Below are 16,902 nucleotides of genomic sequence, written 5' to 3'. Positions count from 1 at the left end.
CTCGGAGCCCGGCGGGCCGTTCGTGCGTACGGCGCTCAGCGGTGGGCCGGGAACTCCACCACCTGCTGGTACGTGGGCCTGTTCTGCCAGTTGATCTGCGGATGGCTCAGCCCGCCGACCGGCCGCTGCACGATCGAGTCCGCGCACCACTGGTTGCCCGCCGCGCAGGTCCCGTCGGCCGGGTACACGGCCGCGGGGGTGGCGGCGGCCGCCTGCTTCAGTGTGGCGGTCACGGCCTCGCGGCACGCGGCGAGCGAGCCGCCGCCGCAGTACACCTGGGACGGCGGCTCGGCCACCGGCTGCCCCAGGACCATGCGCAGGTCCTCGTCCGCGTAGCTCCACCAGCCGTACTGGAAGGCCGACCCGGCATGCGAACCCGTCGGCCCGTGACCCGCGTTGGGCGCCTCGTCGACGGTCAGGGAGGCGCGCAGCGCGTCGTAGAGCGGGGCGCCGAGGCCCGGCTTGAACTCGGCTTCGATCAGCAGCGGCCACCAGGCGTCCATGATCCGGACGGCGTCCGCGTGCGCGTACGTCTTCGACCCCTGGGCGGTCTCCTTGCGCTTGGCTCCGCTCGCCTGCCACGCGGCCAGCTTGTCGATCGCCGCGGTCACGGCCGGATCCGTGCTGGGAGCGCCGCGCAGGACGGCGAGGAGCTCGGGCAGCAGGTTCTCGGCGCGCAGGTCGGTGACGGCGGCCTCGGCCATGGCCTGGGTGAGCTTGGCCCGGGTCACCCCGCCCGCGGCGACGAGCGGCTTCACCCGGCGGTCGAGGAGGTCGCCGCGGTGGACGGCTCCCATCCCGAAACCGGCCGCGCTGTACTCCTTGGCCTGCTTGTTGTTCCAACTGACGTAGTAGTCCTGGTCGATGGACTGCGGATGCTCGGCGGGCGGGGTGTAGGCGGCGGTGTTCGCGGCCGGGTCGAAGCCCCGCCACTCGTACGCCTGCCCGGCGTGCACGGGCAGGGCCGCGTCCACGCCCGCCGCGCGGACCGGGTTCAGCCCGCTGTTGTAGTAGGCGGCTTCGCGCGAGTCGGCGTAGAACCAGTTGAAGGCGTAGCCGATGTGTTCGGCCGCCTGCTGGAAGGTGCGGGCGTCCTTGACGTACGAGGGGTCGTTCAGCATCTGGAAGCCGATGATCGAGTCGGCCTCGTGGCGGTAGGTGGAACGCAGCGCGGTGTAGGCGACGGGCTTGCCGGCGACGGTGGCGCGGTGGGTGACGATGCCGTAGTACGTGCGCCGGACCTGCATCCGGTAGGAGCCGTCGGGGGTGGGGTCGGCGACGGACTTCTTCCAGGCGTTGATGTGCTCCAGCTTCTCCATGGGGGTGCAGGTGCCGCGGTAGAGGTACGAGGTGCTCTCCTTCGTCGGCGCCCCGCCGCCGGGCTCGCACAGCTCGACGGCGAAGGTGTCGGTGATGTCCTGCCCGGCGGAGGTGGCGCTCCACGCGTAGTCCTGGCCGCGCCCGAGTTGCACGTACATGCTGACGCCCGCGAAGGAGGCGCCGCGGGCGCTGATGCCGGGGCCCTGGAGCTCCTGGAGCATCAGGAGCTGGGGCGCCAGGTAGCCGGTCTGCGGTCCGAAGACGGCGAGCGGGTGGCCGCTCGCGGTGTGGGCTCCGGAGACGAGCAGGGCGTTGGACATGCTCTGCTTCACCGGCTTGGGCGGGTCTGCGGCCTCTTTGGCGGTCGCGGCGCCCGTACGGTCGTACACGAGCTGCTCGGGGACCACGGAGCCGGCGTCCGGGAGCGCGGTGCCCTGCGGGTTCGCGGGCTTCTGGGCATACGGGAAGCTCGTACCGTCGTGGACGGTGAGCACGGCTTCGGGGTCGTTGCGCTGGCGGAAGGACTCCCAGACCCGGGTGCCCTCCTCCAGCCCGTACTTCTGCTGCGCGGACAGCAGGGACAGCGCGGCCTGCACCTCGCCGCCGCCCCCTCCGCCGAACAGGCCGCCGACGACGGAAGCCAGGGCGATCATGTCGGTGATCTTGAAGGGCTGGATCTCACCGGCGTTGGTGACGGAGTCGATGTGGCCGGTGAGGACGTACTCACCGGGGAAGTAGCGGCCGTTCTTGGACTGGGTGCCGTAGAGGTTGATGCCGTCGACGTAGGCCTGCGCGTCCTCCATCGCGAGGCGGCCGCGCTCGCCCTCGGTGGTGCGGATCCGGTCCACCTGGGCCTGGAGGTCGGCCTCCGTGTACGGGGCCTGCGGCCAGAACTGCTGCTCCAGGCCCTGGTTGGCGAGGGCGCCGCCCGCGAAGGGGGTGAGGTCGCCGCGTCCCACGTGCCGGAAGAGGTCCATCTGCCAGAGCCGGTCCTGGGCGGCGGCGTAACCCGCGCCGAAGGAAGTGCCGTAGCGGGTGGTGCCCTTGATGTGGGGGACGCCTGTCTTCTTGTCGCGGGTGATGGTGACGTCGGGGCGCGGGCTGGCCGTGGACTCGACCTGGTCGGCCGGCACGCCGAAGGCGGCGGTGTTGAAGAAGTCGTTGACCTTGGCGTCGGTCAGGCCGGGGTAGCCGGCCACCAGGGAGTCGTAGCGCGCCAGTTGGTCGGAGGTGTGGGCGGGCATCGTGCCGAACGCCTTGTGCAGGAGGATCTGCGCGAGGGTGGCGTTGCCGTTCTGGCCGGGCGGCAGGATGTCCGAGCACTGGCCGCCGCAGTAGTCGGCGACGGGGAGCGGTACGGGGTCGCCGGGTGCGGCGGCGGACGCGGGTGCGAGGGGGGACAGCAGGGCCGCGGCGAGGGCTATCAGCCCAGTGGCGACGGCGGTTCTCAGGCGAGCGGTGGGACGTCGCATACGTGCTCCTCCGTGGGGGGCAGGAACCGGTCACGGGGGAGGGTACTGGCGGGACTACCACTCAGTAAGATGAATGACCGTCACTTTTTGTGCCGTCGAGGTGCTCCGAGCTTCAAATTGCGTTGCCCCGCGGGAGGGCGGCGGGTGAAGCTCGCGGACATGTCACAGAGCACCGAACACCAGCAATCCCCCTCCCCGGCACGGCGGGACGTCTCCGACCTCTTCTCCGGCGGGCGCCTCGTAGCCATCCCCCGCAAGGCGGCCCGGCGCGAGCAGCTGCTCGCCCACCTCACCGAGACGCTGTTCGCGGCGGACCGGGAGTACACGGAGCCCGAGGTGAACGACGCGCTGCGCACGGTGCACGAGGACTGCTCGGCGCTGCGGCGCTATCTGATCACCTCGGGCCGTCTCACCCGGACCCGGGACGGCAGTTGCTACCGGCGGGCGACGACCACGCGATAGTGGGTGGTCAGCCGCGCGTCCTCGCCCAGTACGTGGAAGGCGAGGGCGGGCGGCTCGTCGAGGTGGACGTGGTGGTCGGGCCCCGTCTGGACCTCCCAGGGGAGCCGGAGCGTGGAGACCACACCGGGCGCCACCAGCAGCGGACGTCCGGCGAAGGTGGTGGCGGCCGCGGTGTGGGCGTGCCCGCACAGGAACGCGGTGAGGTGCGGGTGCCGTTCGGCGAGCGCCGCCAGCCGCTCCTCGCCGAACTGCCGGATCCCGTCGACGTACGGGGTGTGCAGCGGGACCGGCGGGTGGTGGAAGGCGACCAGCACGGGGGTGTCGCGCGGGGTGTCGGACAGTACGCCGTCCAGCCAGGCCACCGTGGACTCCTCCAGCAGGCCGTGGTGTTCGCCGGGGACGGAGGAGTCGCACACGGCGAGCACGAAGCCGTCCCCGCGCAGCACCTGGTCGACCGGAGCCGCGGAAGCATCGGCCCCCTCCCCCAACACCCCCTGCCGGAAGGCGATCCGCTCGTCGTGGTTGCCGGGGCAGATGACCACGGGATGCCGCGAGCGCAGCAGCTTGGCGGCCTCCTCGTACTCGGCGGGAGCGGCGTGGTCGGCTATGTCCCCGCTCACCAGAACCGCGTCGAGGTCGTAGGGCAGGGCGTCGAGGTATTCCATGACGGCGCGGGTTCGGTCGGCTGCCCGCGGGCCGCCGTCGAGGTGGATGTCGCTGAGGTGGGCGATCACGATCACGGGGCGATGCCTCTTTCGTCTCTGGTCCACACGTGCGTACGCCATATTCAACACAAAGCGGAGATCATTTCTCCAGGCGAATAAGCTCGGGCACCCGGCTCCCGCGGCTTCGCCCACATGGGACGCTCCGGCACGTCACGGACCTCACGCCCCGTCACCGGCCGAGCCCCAGGCCGGTCAGCAGCACGTCGATGGCGAGCTCGGTCGCCTCCGGCAGAGGTGTGTCGTCGAGGAGGGATCCAAGGGCCAGCGTCGCCAGGCCGTGCAGGGTGGAGAAGGCGACTTGGGCGAGGCGGGCGGGGTCGCCCGCGCGGACGGAGCCCCCCTCCCGCTGCGCCTGCGCGATGAGCTCGGCGGTGGCTTCCAGGCTCCGGTGCCCGAGCTCCTTCAGCTCTGCGCTGGAGTCGTCGGCGTGCTTGGCCGTGAACATCAGGTTCAGCAGGGGCGCATGGGTGACGGCGAAGTCCACGTACGCCCGTCCCAGTTCGGCCAGGCGCGCCGCGACGGGGCCGGGGGATTCGGCCGCGGTCCGCAGACGCTCGTTCAGCCGGGTGAAGCCGCTGACGGCGAGGGCGTCCAGTAGCGCCTGCCGGTCACGGAAGTGGCGGGACGGCGCCGCATGGCTCACGCCCAGATCGCGCGCCAGGGCCCGCAGGGACAGGCCGTCCACGCCCGACTCGGCGAGGACGGCCTCCGCGCGCTCCAGCAGAGCGGCCCTGAGGTTGCCGTGGTGGTAGGACCCCTCGGTCAAGGCGGTCTCCCCTCTCCCTATGTTGGCATTGACTACAATGATGGCGCCGCCTACATTCGATATCACCAACGCGTGGAAACGGAGCAGACGACCATGCCTATGACATACCAGGGGACCGTGGCCCTGATCACCGGGGCGAGCGCCGGTCTCGGTGTCGAGTTCGCCCGCCAGTGGGCCGAGCGCGGAGCAGACGTCGTACTCGTCGCCAGGCGCCTCGACCGGCTCGAAGAGCTCGCGGCGGGCCTGGAGAAGCGATACGGCATCAACGCCCACGTGATCGCCGCCGACCTCGCCCGGCCGGGTGCTGCGGCCGCGCTGCGCGCGGAGCTCGACGCCCGCGGGATCTCGGTCCACACCCTCATCAACAACGCCGGCTTCGGCAGCTACGGCGCCTTCGTCCGGCAGGACGCGTCGCAGATCAACGAGATGATCCAGCTCAACGTCGTAGCCGTCACCGAGCTCACCCGGACGTTCCTGCCCGATCTGGCCGCCGACGGCCGGGGCGCCCTGGTCACCGTCGCGAGCGCCGCGGCCTACCAGCCGACCCCCGCGATGGCGGTCTACGGTGCCACCAAGGCCTTCGTCCTGAGTTTCACCGAGGCCGTCGGCTACGAGACGCGCACCTCTCACCTGCGCGTGCTCGCCGTATCACCGGGCCCGGTCGGCACCGAGTTCTTCGACGTCGCCGGCAGCCGCAACGCGGCCGTCGGCCGGATGGCCACCCCTGAGCAGGTCGTGACCGCCACGCGCCGTGCGCTGGAACGCCGCAAGACCCCGCCCAGCATCGTCGCCGGCCTCGGCAACCGCATCTCCACCCTTGCCTCCACCCTGACGCCCCGTCGCGTCACGCTGGCGGTATCGGGGCGGATCCTCAAGGCCTCCTTTCCCAACAGCACGACGCTGCCCGCGGCGAACCGGACCTGACACCCCTCACCCACAGGCACGCGTCGGCGACTCCTACCCCCGGTAGGTCTCCAGCAGGCGCAGCCAGATCTCACTGATCGTGGGGAACGCCGGGACCGCGTGCCACAGCCGCGCGATCGGCACCTCCCCCGCCACCGCGACCGTCGCCGCGTGGAGCAGCTCGGCGGCGCCCGGGCCGACGAACGTGGCCCCGAGGAGGACCTCGCGGTCCAGGTCGACGACCATCCGGGCCCGGCCGCGGTAGCCGTCGGCGTACAGCCCGGCGCCGGAGACCTTGGACAGGTCGTAGTCGACGGCGCGCACCCGGTGGCCCGCCCGTTCGGCCTCGGCCAGGCTGAGGCCCACCGCGGCGGCCTCCGGGTCGGTGAAGACCACCTGCGGGACGGCCCGCGTGTCGGCGGTCGCGACGTGCGCGCCCCAGGGTCCGGTGTCGAGCGAGGCCGTGCCGGCGGCGCGGGCGGCGATGGCGGCGCCCGCCATCCGGGCCTGGTACTTGCCCTGGTGGGTCAGGAGCGCGCGGTGGTTCACGTCTCCGACGGCGTACAGCCAGTCGTGTCCCGTCACCCGGCAGCTGTCGTCGACCCCGATCCACTCCCCCGCGGGCAGCCCGACGGTGTCCAGCCCGATGTCATCGGTCCGCGGCGAACGGCCCGTCGCCATCAGCAGTTCGTCGCCCTCCAGCATCTCGCCGCCCTCCAGCACCACCGTGACGGGCCCGGTGGAGCCGTTGCGTACGACCGCCTCGACGGCCACACCCGTACGGACCACCGCGCCCGCCTCGCGCAGCGCGTCGGCGACCAGCTCGCCCGCGAAGGGCTCCATCCGCGGCAGCAGCCGTGGGCCGCGTACGAGCACGGTGACCTGCGAGCCGAGGCCCTGCCACGCCGTGGCCATCTCGGCGGCGACCACGGAACCGCCCACGATCAGCAGCCTGCCGGGCGCCTCGTGGGCGGAGGTCGCCTCCCGACTGGTCCAGGGACGGGCCCCGGCGAGCCCCGGCACGTCGGGGATCACCGCCCGGGTGCCGGTGGCGATCACCACCGCGTGGCGGGCGGACAGCACGTGGTGCTCGCCCTCGGGGCCGGTGACGGCGACCTTGCGGACCCCGTCGAGCCTGCCGTGGCCCCGGTACACATGGGCGCCGATCGAGTCGAGCCAGTCGATCTGGCCCTCGTCCTTCCAGTTCCCGGTCCAGTAGTCGCGGTGCGCGAACACCGCCGCCGAGTCCAGCGGCCCCGCCACGGCCCCCGCCAGCCCCGGCACCCGGCGGGCGTCGGACCGGGCGAGCACCGGCCGCAGCAGCGCCTTGCTCGGGACGCAGGCCCAGTACGAGCACTCCCCGCCCACGAGCTCGCTCTCCACGAGGGCGGTACTCAGCCCGGCGGCGCGGGTCCGGTCGACGATGTTCTCGCCTGCCGGTCCCCCGCCGAGCACCACGACGTCGTACTCCACGGCTTCAGTCATGCGGATCAGTGTCACCGCCCGCCGGGGGCGGCGTCACGCAATCAGGCCTCCGGCGTGCCCGTGTCCTGCGCTCCGGCGTCCCGGGCACCCTTCTGCTCGGCGGCGATCTTCGCGCGCACCTCGTCCATGTCGAGGGCGCGGGCCTGCCCGATGAGGTCCGTCAGCGCCGCCTCCGGCAGGGCGCCGGGCTGGGCGAAGATGGCCACCTGGTCCCGGACGATCATCAGCGTCGGGATCGAGGTGATCTGGAAGGCACCCGCCAGCTCCTGCTGCGCCTCGGTGTCCACCTTGGCGAAGACCAGGTCGGGGTGGGCCTCCGAGGCCTTCTCGTAGACCGGGGCGAACTGCAGGCACGGCCGGCACCAGCCCGCCCAGAAGTCGATCAGCACGAACGGGTTCTCGCTGACCGTCTGGTCGAAGTTTTCCTTGGTGAGCTCGACTGTAGCCACGGTTTCCAGACCTCCTGATTGAGCCGTCTGATCCTTGAACGAACGACCTGCCGTCGGCATTCCTAGAAGGGGTGACCTGCGGGAACGGCGCGGGTCGTGGTCCAGCGCAGTTCGGTGAAGGCGTCCAGGTTCGCCTCGCCTCCGAAACGGGCACCGGTGCCGGAGGCACCCACACCGCCGAACGGGGCGACGGCCTCGTCGTTGACCGTCTGGTCGTTGACGTGCGCGATCCCGGTCGGGATCCGCTCGGCCAGGTCCAGCCCGCGCGCCGCGTCCCTGGTCACGATCCCGAGGGAGAGGCCGTACGGACCCGCCGAGGCCAGGGCCACCGCCTCCTCCTCCGTCGCGAAGGAGCGTACGGGCGCGACCGGGCCGAAGACCTCCTCCGCGTAGGCGGGCGTGTCGTCGGCGACGCCCGCCAGCACCGTCGGGCGGTAGAAGAGATCCCGGTGGGTACCGCCCGCGACGAGCTTGGCGCCCTGCCCGGTGCTGGCCTCCACCAGCGCGTGTACGCGCTCCACCTGGGCCCGGTCGATCAGCGGGCCCAAGTGGACCTGCTCGCGGTAGGGGTCCCCCACCGCCAGCGCCTCGGCGCGCACGGCGAGGCGCTCCACGTACTCGTCGTAGAGCGAGGCGTGGACGAGGTGGCGTCCGGCCGTCATGCAGATCTGGCCCTGGTGGAAGAAGGAACCCCAGGAGGCCTGGGCCACGGCTGCCTCGACATCGGCGTCGCGGAGCACGACGAGGGCCGAGTTCCCGCCCAACTCCAGGTGGGCGCGAGTGAGATGACGGCCCGCCAGCTCCGCGACCGACCGGCCGGCGGCGGTGGATCCGGTGAAGGACACCACCCGCACCCGGGGGTCGGCGACCACCGCGGCCCCGGTCTCGGCGCCGCCCGGCAGGACGTGCAGCAGCCCGCCCGGCAGGCCGGCCTCGGCGAACACGGCGGCTAGGGCGAGGCCGCCGCAGACGGCGGTGCGCCGGTCCGGCTTGAGCAGCACCGCGTTGCCGAGGGCCAGCGCGGGCGCGACCGAGCGGATCGCGAGGATCAGCGGGGCGTTGAACGGGGCCACGACCCCGACCACCCCGGCCGGCACCCGCCGGGTGAAGGACAGCCGGGGCGCCTCGCTCGGCAGCACCTGACCGGTGGGGCGCGAGGCCAGGGCGGCGGCCTCGTAGCACTCCTGCGCGGCGACGTGCAGCTCGAAGTCGGCCTTGCCCGGTATCGAACCGGACTCCCGCACCAGCCACTCCCGCAGTTCCCCGGCGTGCGCGGCGAACAGGTCCCCGGCGCGGCGCAGCACGGCCGCGCGCTCCAGGTGGGTGGCGCGCGCCCAGTCCTGCTGCGCGGCCCGGGCCCGCAGGGCGGCGTCCGCGACGTCGGCGGGGGCGGCCAGGTCGACGGTGGCGAGGGTACGGCCGGTGGCGGGTTCGACGACCGCGGCGGCGCCGCCGGTGAGGGTGGGTCCGTCCTGCCAGAGCGTCGGATCGAGAAGCGGCATGGCGCGGGGCCTCCGGTGGGGATGGGCGGGGCGGGGGGGGCGGCAGCACGCGCCATCGTGCCAGACCGGAGGCACCAACTTCTGTTCAGTTATTGGGCAGTTGGCGATGGACCTGTCCGGAAACGATCGACGACCGCACGGAGGCGGCGAGTTCACCGCCGACGGGTTCAGCGCTCCAGGACGAGCGCGATGCCCTGCCCCACCCCGATGCACAGCGCCGCCATGCCGGTACCGGAGCCCGCCGCCGCCAGCTGGTGCGCGACCGAGCCGGCCAGTCTGGCCCCCGACGCGCCGAGCGGGTGACCGATCGCGATGGCCCCGCCGCGCGGGTTGACCACGGCCGGGTCGAGCTCCGGCCAGGACGCGAGGCAGCCCAACGCCTGGGCGGCGAAAGCCTCGTTGAGCTCGAAGGTGGTGAGATCGGCGAAGCCCCGGCCGGCCTTGCCGAGTGCCCGCTGGACGGCGTCCACCGGGCCCAGGCCGAAGAGCTGCGGCTCGATCCCGGTGACGGCGGAGGCACTGATCCGGGCGAGCGGCTCCCTTCCGGTGGCGGCCAGCCCCGCCTCGTCCGTCAGCAGCAGTGCGGCGGCACCGTCGTTGAGCGGCGAGGCGTTGCCCGCGGTGACCGTGCCGCTGCCGTCCGCCCGGAAGGCGGGCTTGAGCCGGGCCAGCGCCTCGGGCGTGGAACCCTCCCGGATGCACTCGTCCCGTACCAGGTCCACGCCCGCGTACGGCACGACCTCGTCGTCGTACAGCCCGGCGGCCCAGGCGGCCGCGGCCTTGTGGTGGCTCTCCAAGGCGAAGGCGTCCTGCGCCTCGCGGGTGATGCCGTGCTTGTCGGCCACCAGCTCGGCGCCCTCGCCGAGCGAGCCGGTCCATTCCGCGGGCATGCGCGGGTTGGTCATCCGCCAGCCGAGCGTGGTGGACCACATCTGCTGGTGGCCCGCGGGGAAGGTCCGTTCGGGCTTTTGCACCACCCAGGGCGCGCGGGTCATCGACTCGACGCCGCCCGCGATGGCGACGGAGGCGTCGCCGAGCGCGATGGCGCGGGCGGCCTGGATCACGGCTTCGAGGCCGGATCCGCAGAGCCGGTTGACGGTGACCCCGGGGACGCTGACCGGGAGCCCGGCGAGCAGCACGGCCATCCGCGCGACGTCGCGGTTGTCCTCACCGGCGCCGTTGGCGTCGCCGAAGACGACGTCGTCGATGCGCGCCGGGTCCAGGTCGGGCGTACGGTCCACCAGCGCGCGCACCACGTGCGCGGCGAGGTCGTCCGGCCGGACCCCGGCGAAGGCCCCGCCGAACTTACCGATCGGGGTGCGGACGGCGTCGACGACGTAGACGTCGCGGACGGTGCGGATGCTCATGGGGTCGCTCCTGGGCGGATCCGTACGGGCGGTGGCGCATCGCTGCCTGTGTGGGCACCGCAGAACGCCGCCGGGCGCGCCCGGTGGGGCGCGCCCGAAGTCTCCGTCCGCAGGTCACCGCCTGTCAACGGCCCCCAGGCCCGGGCGCCGGGTCCGGTCCGGATCCGGTCCGGGCGCCGGATCCGGTCCGGCGGGATCCCGGGACCGTCAGGTCGACTCCCGGTGGACGGCCGCGGCGGCCATCAGGTCGTGCCGCTCCGTGATCTCCGACGGCTCCCGCACCGCGCGGTCCACCAGCGACGCCAGGTGGTCACCGGTCGGCATCTCGATCTGCACCGTACTCAGCCGGGGCCGCAGCAGCCGCCCGATGAGCAGGTCGTCGGCGCCGATGACGGCGACGTCCTCGGGGATGCGCAGCCCCTCGTCCTGGAAGGCGCGCATCAGCAGCATCGCGTACTCGTCGTTGTACGCGAACACAGCGTCGAGCCCGAGCCCGCGCCAGCGGACCGCGAGCGCCGCGGCCGACTCCTCGGAGTAGGCCATCGGGAGGGCCTCGACCCGGACCCCCGCACCGGCACCGGTTCCGGTCCCGGTCACCGAGCGGGCGCCCGCCAGACGGGGCGCGGAGAACAGTTCGAGTCCGTCCTCCTCGGGCACGATCACTCCGATCCGCCGCCGACCGCGCTCGACCAGATGGGCGGCGGCCCGGGCGCCGACCTCCTCCTGGTTCATGACCAGGGCGTGCGCCCCCGGCACGCCGACCGGGCCCATCGTTATCACCGCGCGGGCCCCGGCCCGCTTGAGGGTGGCGACGTTGCGCGCCGAGAGCGCGATCTCGCCCAGCGAGATCACCGCCACCGGACGCAGCTCCGCCCAGGCGCGCACGGCCTCGTCGCCGCCCAGGCCGAGGCTCCCGTACTGGACGACGGTGTAGTCGAGGCGGCGCAGCGCCCACTGGAGCTCGTTGAGGAAGGTGCTGTACAGCGGTCCGACCGGCACGTGCGAGGTGGGCAGCAGCACGATCCGGGTATGTCCCGCGCGAAGGCTGCGGGCGGCCGCGTGCGGCACGTACCCGAGCTCCTCGGCGGCCTCGCGGACCTTGCGGCGGGTCGGCTCGCTGATGCGCACGGCTTCCGCGTTGTTCAGGACGTACGAGACCGTCGCGCGCGACACGCCCGCGAGGCGGGCCACGTCGGCGCTGGTCGGCACGGGGGGCGGCGGCGTGGGAGACCCGGAGGCCGGTGCGGGCGGCTTCGGCGAATTCGATGACTGTGACATTGCCGTGGCATCTTTCCAGACCGGTTGCGCCCGGGGGCTAGCGGATGGCCAGAAACCAATGCTAGACAGTGGTTACACGATTCATTGACACGTGTAACCCGACTGCCGCATCTGCCTCAACAGGTCTGCCGCCGGACGTGTCCGGTCGTGCCCGGACCTGCCGCCGCCCGGTCGCGCTCCGTCGCACCCCCGCCGTCGCGACAGGGCGGCGCGCACCCCTCGTCCGCACCCCTCGTCCGCACCCCTCGTCCACCCCGCTCACCCCGGTCATCCCAGCTCAGCCACACCCCCCGCACTCCACCCCTCATCCGCTCGCATCTGCCCAGGAGGGCACCGTGGCCCTTTCCTCCCCCGGCACCGGCACCGCCGTCGGCGCCGCCGACGCGTCGGCCTCCTCCGGCCCCGGACGCGGCCTGCTCCCGCTGCTGCTCGTCGGCAACAGCGCCATGTACGCGCTCTACGTCGGAGTCGCCGGCGTGCTGCTCGCGCTCCAGGTGGAAGACATCGACCCGGCGGACAAGGTCGCGAACTTCGGCCTGATCGCAGGGGTCTCGGCGGTCTTCGCGACGGTCTTCAACCCGGTCGCCGGAGCCCTGTCCGACCGCAGCGGACGCCGCAACCCCTGGATCCTCGGCGGCGGACTCGCCGCCGTACCGGCGATGCTGCTGCTCGGCCTCGCCGACACGATCCTGCTGATCACGATCGCCTGGTGCCTCGGTCAGGCCGTCATGAACGTCTACCAGGCCGCCATCACGTCCGTGGTCCCCGACCGGGTGCCGATGAGCGCCCGCGGCAAGGCCTCGGCAGCCGTCGGCCTCGGCCTGCCCTTCGGCTCCACCGTGGGCGCGCTGGTCGGCGCGGCCTTCTCAGAGGACTACCGCACCGGGTACCTCGTCTTCGGCGCCCTCGTGGCGGGCGCCGCCAACGCCGGCCCGCAGATCGTCGCCCCGTTCATCGCGTCGGTCATCGTCTCGCTCAGCGGCGGGTACACCGCCCTGTTCATCGTCGCCGCCGTACTGGCGGTGGCGGGCGCCCTGGCCGTGAAGCCGATCCGCAGCGTGCGCTGACCGCTCGGTTCCCCACTGCCCCTCCCACTACTTCTCCCGCAGAAAGGCACCACCGTGCAGCTTCACACCCGGACCTGGGGCGAGGGCGACCGCGTCGCCCTCCTGATCCACGGCATCATGGCCGACCACCGCACCTGGCGCCGGGTCGGTCCCGCCCTCGCCGGCCTCGGGTACCGCGTCATCGCCGTGGACCTGCGGGGCCACGGGGCCAGCAGCCGCGGCGAGTACAGCCCGAAGCTCTACGCGGACGACGTGGCCGAGACGCTTCCGGCCGGTGCCGAACTCGCCATCGGGCACTCCCTGGGCGGCCTGACCCTGTCGCTCGCGGTGGACCGGCTGAAGCCGCGGCGCGCGGTGTTCTCCGACCCGGCGTGGTACCTCGCCGCCATGGAGGGCTTCGGTCCCGAGATGCTCGCCCAGTTCAAGTCGGCGCCCAAGGAACAGATCCAGGCGATGAACCCGCGCTGGGAGGAGGCGGACGTCGACGTCGAGCTGGCGACCCTGGCGGTGTGGGACGAGGCCACCGCGCTGAGCCTCGGTCCCCTGATGGGAGCCGACCTGATGCCGGCCGCGCCGGTGGTCCCCTCGCTCGTGCAGCTCGCCGATCCGAGCACCCTGATCACGAAGGAGCGGGCGGAGATCCTCAAGAGCCGTGGTTTCCAGGTGCGTTCGGTCTCCGGGGCCGGGCACACCATCCACCGTGACGATTTCGACGGGTTCATGGCCTCGCTGGAGGGCTGGATCTAGTCACCCGCCACCGCTCCCCATTACCGTCTTCCTACCGGTCGGTAATGGGGGGAGTTGGTCGCGTGTCAGATTCTTCGGTCACGGGTTCTTCGGTGTCAGCGGTCTCGGCGGCCACGAGGTCCGCGTCCGGCACCGCCGGACCCTCGGGCCTGGTGGAGATGGCGGCCGCGCTCGCCGAAGGGAGCGTCACCGCACGGCAGTTGACCGAGGAGTCGCTGCGGCGGATCGCGGCCGCCCAGCCGGAGCTCAACGCCTTCCGGACCGTAAGGACCGAGGCCGCCCTGGCCGAGGCGGACGCGGCGGACCGGCGGCTGGCCGCAGGCGAGCGGCTGCCGCTGCTGGGCGTCCCGATCGCCGTCAAGGACGACATGGACATGACGGGCGAGGTGACCTCCTTCGGCTGCGCCGGGAACTTCGCGCCCAAGACCGCCGACAGCGAAGCGGTACGAAGGCTGCGCGCGGCCGGCGCGGTGATCGTCGGCAAGACCCAGACGCCGGAGCTGGGCCAGTGGCCCTTCACCGAGGGGCACGCCTTCGGCCGGACCCGCAACCCCTGGAACCCCGCCTACACGCCCGGCGGTTCCTCGGGCGGCTCGGCGACCGCCGTGGCGGCGGGGCTGGTCCCGGCGGCGCTCGGGTCCGACGGAGCGGGCTCGGTACGGATCCCCGCGGCGTGGACCCACCTGATAGGCGTCAAGCCGCAGCGCGGGCGCATCTCCACCTGGCCGGAGCCCGAGTCGTTCCACGGGCTCACCGTCAACGGCGTGCTGGCCCGCACGGTCGCCGACGCCGCGCTCCTGCTGGACGCCGCGAGCGGTCCGCACCCCGAGGACCTGCACCGCCCGGCCCGCATCTCGGCGGTCGAGGCGGCCCGCCGCACCCCCCGTCGGCTGCGGATCGCCCTCTCGTTCGCCATGCCCTTCACGGCGACGCCCAAGTCCCTTGATCCCGAGGTCCGTTCGGCGGTGGAGCGACTGGCCGGGCGGCTGGAGTCGCTGGGCCACGAAGTGGTCCCGGAAGACCCGCGCTACGGCCCGATCGGCCTGACCTTCGTCCCCCGGGCGACCAGCGGCGTACGGGACTGGGCGGCCCGGGTGCCGGATCCCGCGCTGCTGGACCCGCGCACGCACGAGGCCGTGCGGACGGGCCGGATCCTGGGCGGCCTGCCGCTGCGGGCCGCACGCCGGGCGGAGTCGGTACTGCGGCGGCGGGTCGGCGAGATCTTCGGCCGCTTCGACGTGGTCCTGACCCCGACGACGGCCACACCGCCGCTGCGGATCGGAGCACTGGCCGGGCTGGGGGCGATGGCCACGGACCGGGCGATGATCGCGGCCTGCCCGTACGCGTGGACGTGGAACGTCCTGGGCTGGCCGGGCGTGAACGTCCCGGCGGGCTTCACGACCGACGGACTGCCCCTGGGGGCACAGCTTCTGGGCCCGTCGGAATCGGAGCCGACCCTGCTCGGGCTGGCGGCGCAACTGGAGGCGGAGGAGGACTGGGGCTCTCGTCGGCCGGGGTGAGGTGGGGCTGGGCGGGGCCGGGGGCTTCGGAGGCGCGGGCGCACCCCAACCCACACCAGACAGCGACCAGAAGCCCATCGGCATCCGGGGGCGCGCCAGATCGCTACGCGCTCCTCACGTCTCAGTGTCCGACGCCCGTCCGGGGCTGGGAACAGGCACACAACAAACTGTTGAAGGAGGTCCGTTCTGATGTAAGTTCCTTTTGGGAATGCAGTGCGATGAGAGGGGATCCCCGTGGGTCAGCAGACCTGGACGGCCGTCGACGCCTACTTCGACGGGTTGCTGGTCGCAGAGGACGAGGTCTTGACGGCCGCCGCAGCGGACAGTGATGCGGCGGGGATGCCGGCCCACCAGGTCGCTCCGAACCAGGGAAAGCTTCTCCACCTCCTCGCCAGGATCCGTGGGGCCCGCACCATCCTGGAGATCGGCACCCTGGGCGGTTACAGCACCATCTGGCTCGCCCGCGCCCTTCCCGAAGGAGGGCAGTTGGTCACATTGGAAGTCGACGAACACTGCGCCGACGTCGCCGCCGCGAACATCGCACGCGCCGGGCTGGAGCAGGTCGTCGACATCCGTCGCGGCCGGGCCATCGACCTCCTCCCTGAGCTCACGGACGTCGCCCCGTTCGACCTGGTGTTCATCGACGCGGACAAGCCGTCCAATCCCCAGTACCTCGAATGGGCCCTCGAGCTCACCCGCCCCGGCAGCGTCATCATCGGCGACAACGTCGTCCGCGACGGCGCCGTGGTCGACTCCACCAGCTCCGACCCCCGCGTACAGGGCGTCCGCCGCTTCACCGAACTCATCGCGGAGCACCCCCAACTGACCGCCACCGCCCTGCAGACGGTCGGCAGCAAGGGCTACGACGGCCTCATCATGGCCCTCGTCACGGACTGACCCACCGATCGCCGCACACCGACCTCAGACACCACCGGTCGTGGGCGGCCTATTGCCAGCCCCGGACAGCCGCCGGACGCCGAGACATGAGGAGCGCGTAGCGATTTGGGGCGCCCCGGATGCCGATGGGCTTCTGGTCGCTGTCTGGTGTGGGTAGGGCCCAAGGACAGCAGCCCGCCGTGACCCCGCGCACGTCCCTGACGCCGCCCAGCGGACATCCCGCCCCGCCCCAACCCAAGCCCCCCAACCCGCTACCCTCACCCGGATGACGGCCCTTTCGCACCACAGCAACTCCGGCACCTCCAGCAACGGTCGCATCGACCAGCCCGGCCGTGACGGTGCCACCGCCACCACCGAGGCCGATCCGCAGGCCATCGGCCCGGTGCAGACGTCGTACGCTCCCGACCCCGACGGGGACCCCGATCCCGGTGAGATCGTGTGGACCTGGGTGCCCTTCGAGGAGAACGACGGCCGCGGCAAGGACCGGCCGGTGCTCGTCGTGGCCCGGGAGGCGGGCGGGCGGACCCTGCTCGCCGTACAGCTGTCCAGCAAGCGGCACGACCACGACCGGGAGTGGGTGCCGATCGGCACGGGACCGTGGGACAGCGCCGGGCGGGAGTCCTGGGTGGACGTCGACCGGGTACTGCGGGTGCACGAGTCGGGGATGCGGCGCGAGGCCTGCGCGCTGGACCGGGGCCGCTTCCAGCTGGTCGTCGGCCGGCTGCGCGAGCGCTACGGCTGGCGATAGCCGGTCAGCTGCCCGAGCGCCGCGGAGAGGTGGTGGGGACCCTGCTGAGCGGGTCCATCGGCGGCATGCTGTTGGCCAACGCACCTTCAGCGGGTCCCTCGGCGAATGGCTGGGACGGCGCGCCCCCTACCTGGTGGCCGCGGTCGTGGTCCTGCTCCTCGCGACCGTCCTGGCCCGCATCCTGCCAGACGGGA

General features: G+C 72.7%; 15 protein-coding genes. 7 read left to right on the top strand and 8 right to left on the bottom strand.

All coding sequences use genetic code 11. The annotated features are described in order from the left end of the window. Positions 1-35: 35 nt before the first annotated feature. A complete protein-coding gene (locus OG429_RS33645) occupies positions 36-2,792 on the bottom strand; it encodes a penicillin acylase family protein (protein ID WP_328929031.1) in 2,757 nt (918 codons plus the stop codon). Between the two features lie 159 nt (positions 2,793-2,951). On the opposite strand from OG429_RS33645, the gene OG429_RS33640 reads away from it, so the two are divergent. After that, on the top strand, positions 2,952-3,254 hold the full coding sequence (locus OG429_RS33640) for a DUF2087 domain-containing protein (RefSeq protein WP_328929030.1): 303 nt from the start codon (positions 2,952-2,954) through the stop codon (positions 3,252-3,254). Here the strand turns inward: OG429_RS33640 and OG429_RS33635 are convergent. After that, positions 3,227-3,994 carry a metallophosphoesterase gene (locus OG429_RS33635; RefSeq protein WP_328929029.1) on the bottom strand — a complete coding sequence of 256 codons (768 nt, stop codon included), beginning with the start codon at positions 3,992-3,994 and terminating at the stop codon, positions 3,227-3,229. The genes OG429_RS33640 and OG429_RS33635 overlap by 28 nt on opposite strands. 154 nt (positions 3,995-4,148) lie before the next feature. Then, complete coding sequence (locus OG429_RS33630; RefSeq protein WP_328929028.1) at positions 4,149-4,745, bottom strand: TetR/AcrR family transcriptional regulator; 597 nt, start codon at positions 4,743-4,745, stop codon at positions 4,149-4,151. Positions 4,746-4,838: 93 nt separating this feature from the next. Between OG429_RS33630 and OG429_RS33625 the strand changes: the two genes are divergently transcribed. Continuing rightward, entirely contained in the window at positions 4,839-5,669 is an 831-nt protein-coding gene (locus tag OG429_RS33625; protein ID WP_328929027.1) for an SDR family NAD(P)-dependent oxidoreductase, read from the top strand. A 33-nt stretch (positions 5,670-5,702) separates the two neighbouring features. On the opposite strand, the gene OG429_RS33620 is transcribed toward OG429_RS33625, so the two are convergent. The 5 genes from OG429_RS33620 to OG429_RS33600 form a co-directional block, all read right to left on the bottom strand. Beyond that, positions 5,703-7,133, bottom strand: coding sequence for a dihydrolipoyl dehydrogenase family protein (locus OG429_RS33620; RefSeq protein WP_328929026.1), 1,431 nt, complete (start codon positions 7,131-7,133; stop codon positions 5,703-5,705). Positions 7,134-7,174: 41 nt separating this feature from the next. Further along, positions 7,175-7,582, bottom strand: a complete 408-nt coding sequence (locus OG429_RS33615) for a thioredoxin family protein (protein ID WP_328929025.1) — start codon at positions 7,580-7,582, stop codon at positions 7,175-7,177. Positions 7,583-7,644: 62 nt separating this feature from the next. Beyond that, positions 7,645-9,084: an aldehyde dehydrogenase family protein gene (locus tag OG429_RS33610; RefSeq protein WP_328929024.1), complete on the bottom strand. Its 1,440-nt coding sequence runs from the start codon at positions 9,082-9,084 to the stop codon at positions 7,645-7,647. 167 nt (positions 9,085-9,251) lie between these two features. After that, positions 9,252-10,451 (bottom strand): thiolase family protein, encoded by a 1,200-nt coding sequence (locus OG429_RS33605; protein ID WP_328929023.1) that lies wholly within the window; start codon positions 10,449-10,451, stop codon positions 9,252-9,254. Positions 10,452-10,658: 207 nt separating this feature from the next. Continuing rightward, a complete protein-coding gene (locus OG429_RS33600; protein WP_328929022.1) occupies positions 10,659-11,729 on the bottom strand; it encodes a LacI family DNA-binding transcriptional regulator in 1,071 nt (356 codons plus the stop codon). 335 nt (positions 11,730-12,064) lie between these two features. Between OG429_RS33600 and OG429_RS33595 the strand changes: the two genes are divergently transcribed. The 5 genes from OG429_RS33595 to OG429_RS33575 all read left to right on the top strand — a co-directional run bounded on the left by OG429_RS33595 (position 12,065) and on the right by OG429_RS33575 (position 16,708). Next, positions 12,065-12,796 (top strand): MFS transporter, encoded by a 732-nt coding sequence (locus OG429_RS33595; RefSeq protein ID WP_328929021.1) that lies wholly within the window; start codon positions 12,065-12,067, stop codon positions 12,794-12,796. A 54-nt stretch (positions 12,797-12,850) separates the two neighbouring features. Next, the gene (locus tag OG429_RS33590) at positions 12,851-13,543 is read left to right on the top strand and encodes an alpha/beta fold hydrolase (protein ID WP_328929020.1); all 693 of its coding nucleotides are present in this window, start codon (positions 12,851-12,853) and stop codon (positions 13,541-13,543) included. Between the two features lie 158 nt (positions 13,544-13,701). Then, on the top strand, positions 13,702-15,063 hold the full coding sequence (locus OG429_RS33585) for an amidase (RefSeq protein ID WP_405681310.1): 1,362 nt from the start codon (positions 13,702-13,704) through the stop codon (positions 15,061-15,063). A gap of 234 nt (positions 15,064-15,297) precedes the next feature. Continuing rightward, positions 15,298-15,960: an O-methyltransferase gene (locus OG429_RS33580; RefSeq protein ID WP_328929019.1), complete on the top strand. Its 663-nt coding sequence runs from the start codon at positions 15,298-15,300 to the stop codon at positions 15,958-15,960. 265 nt (positions 15,961-16,225) lie between these two features. Then, positions 16,226-16,708 carry a type II toxin-antitoxin system PemK/MazF family toxin gene (locus OG429_RS33575; RefSeq protein WP_328929018.1) on the top strand — a complete coding sequence of 161 codons (483 nt, stop codon included), beginning with the start codon at positions 16,226-16,228 and terminating at the stop codon, positions 16,706-16,708. The last annotated feature ends 194 nt before the right edge of the window (positions 16,709-16,902 follow it).

It is taken from the genome of Streptomyces sp. NBC_00190 (genome assembly GCF_036203305.1).
Lineage (GTDB): Bacteria > Actinomycetota > Actinomycetes > Streptomycetales > Streptomycetaceae > Streptomyces.
The sequence above is the reverse complement of the archived record's forward strand: the minus strand, read 5'-3'. Positions and strand labels throughout refer to the sequence as shown.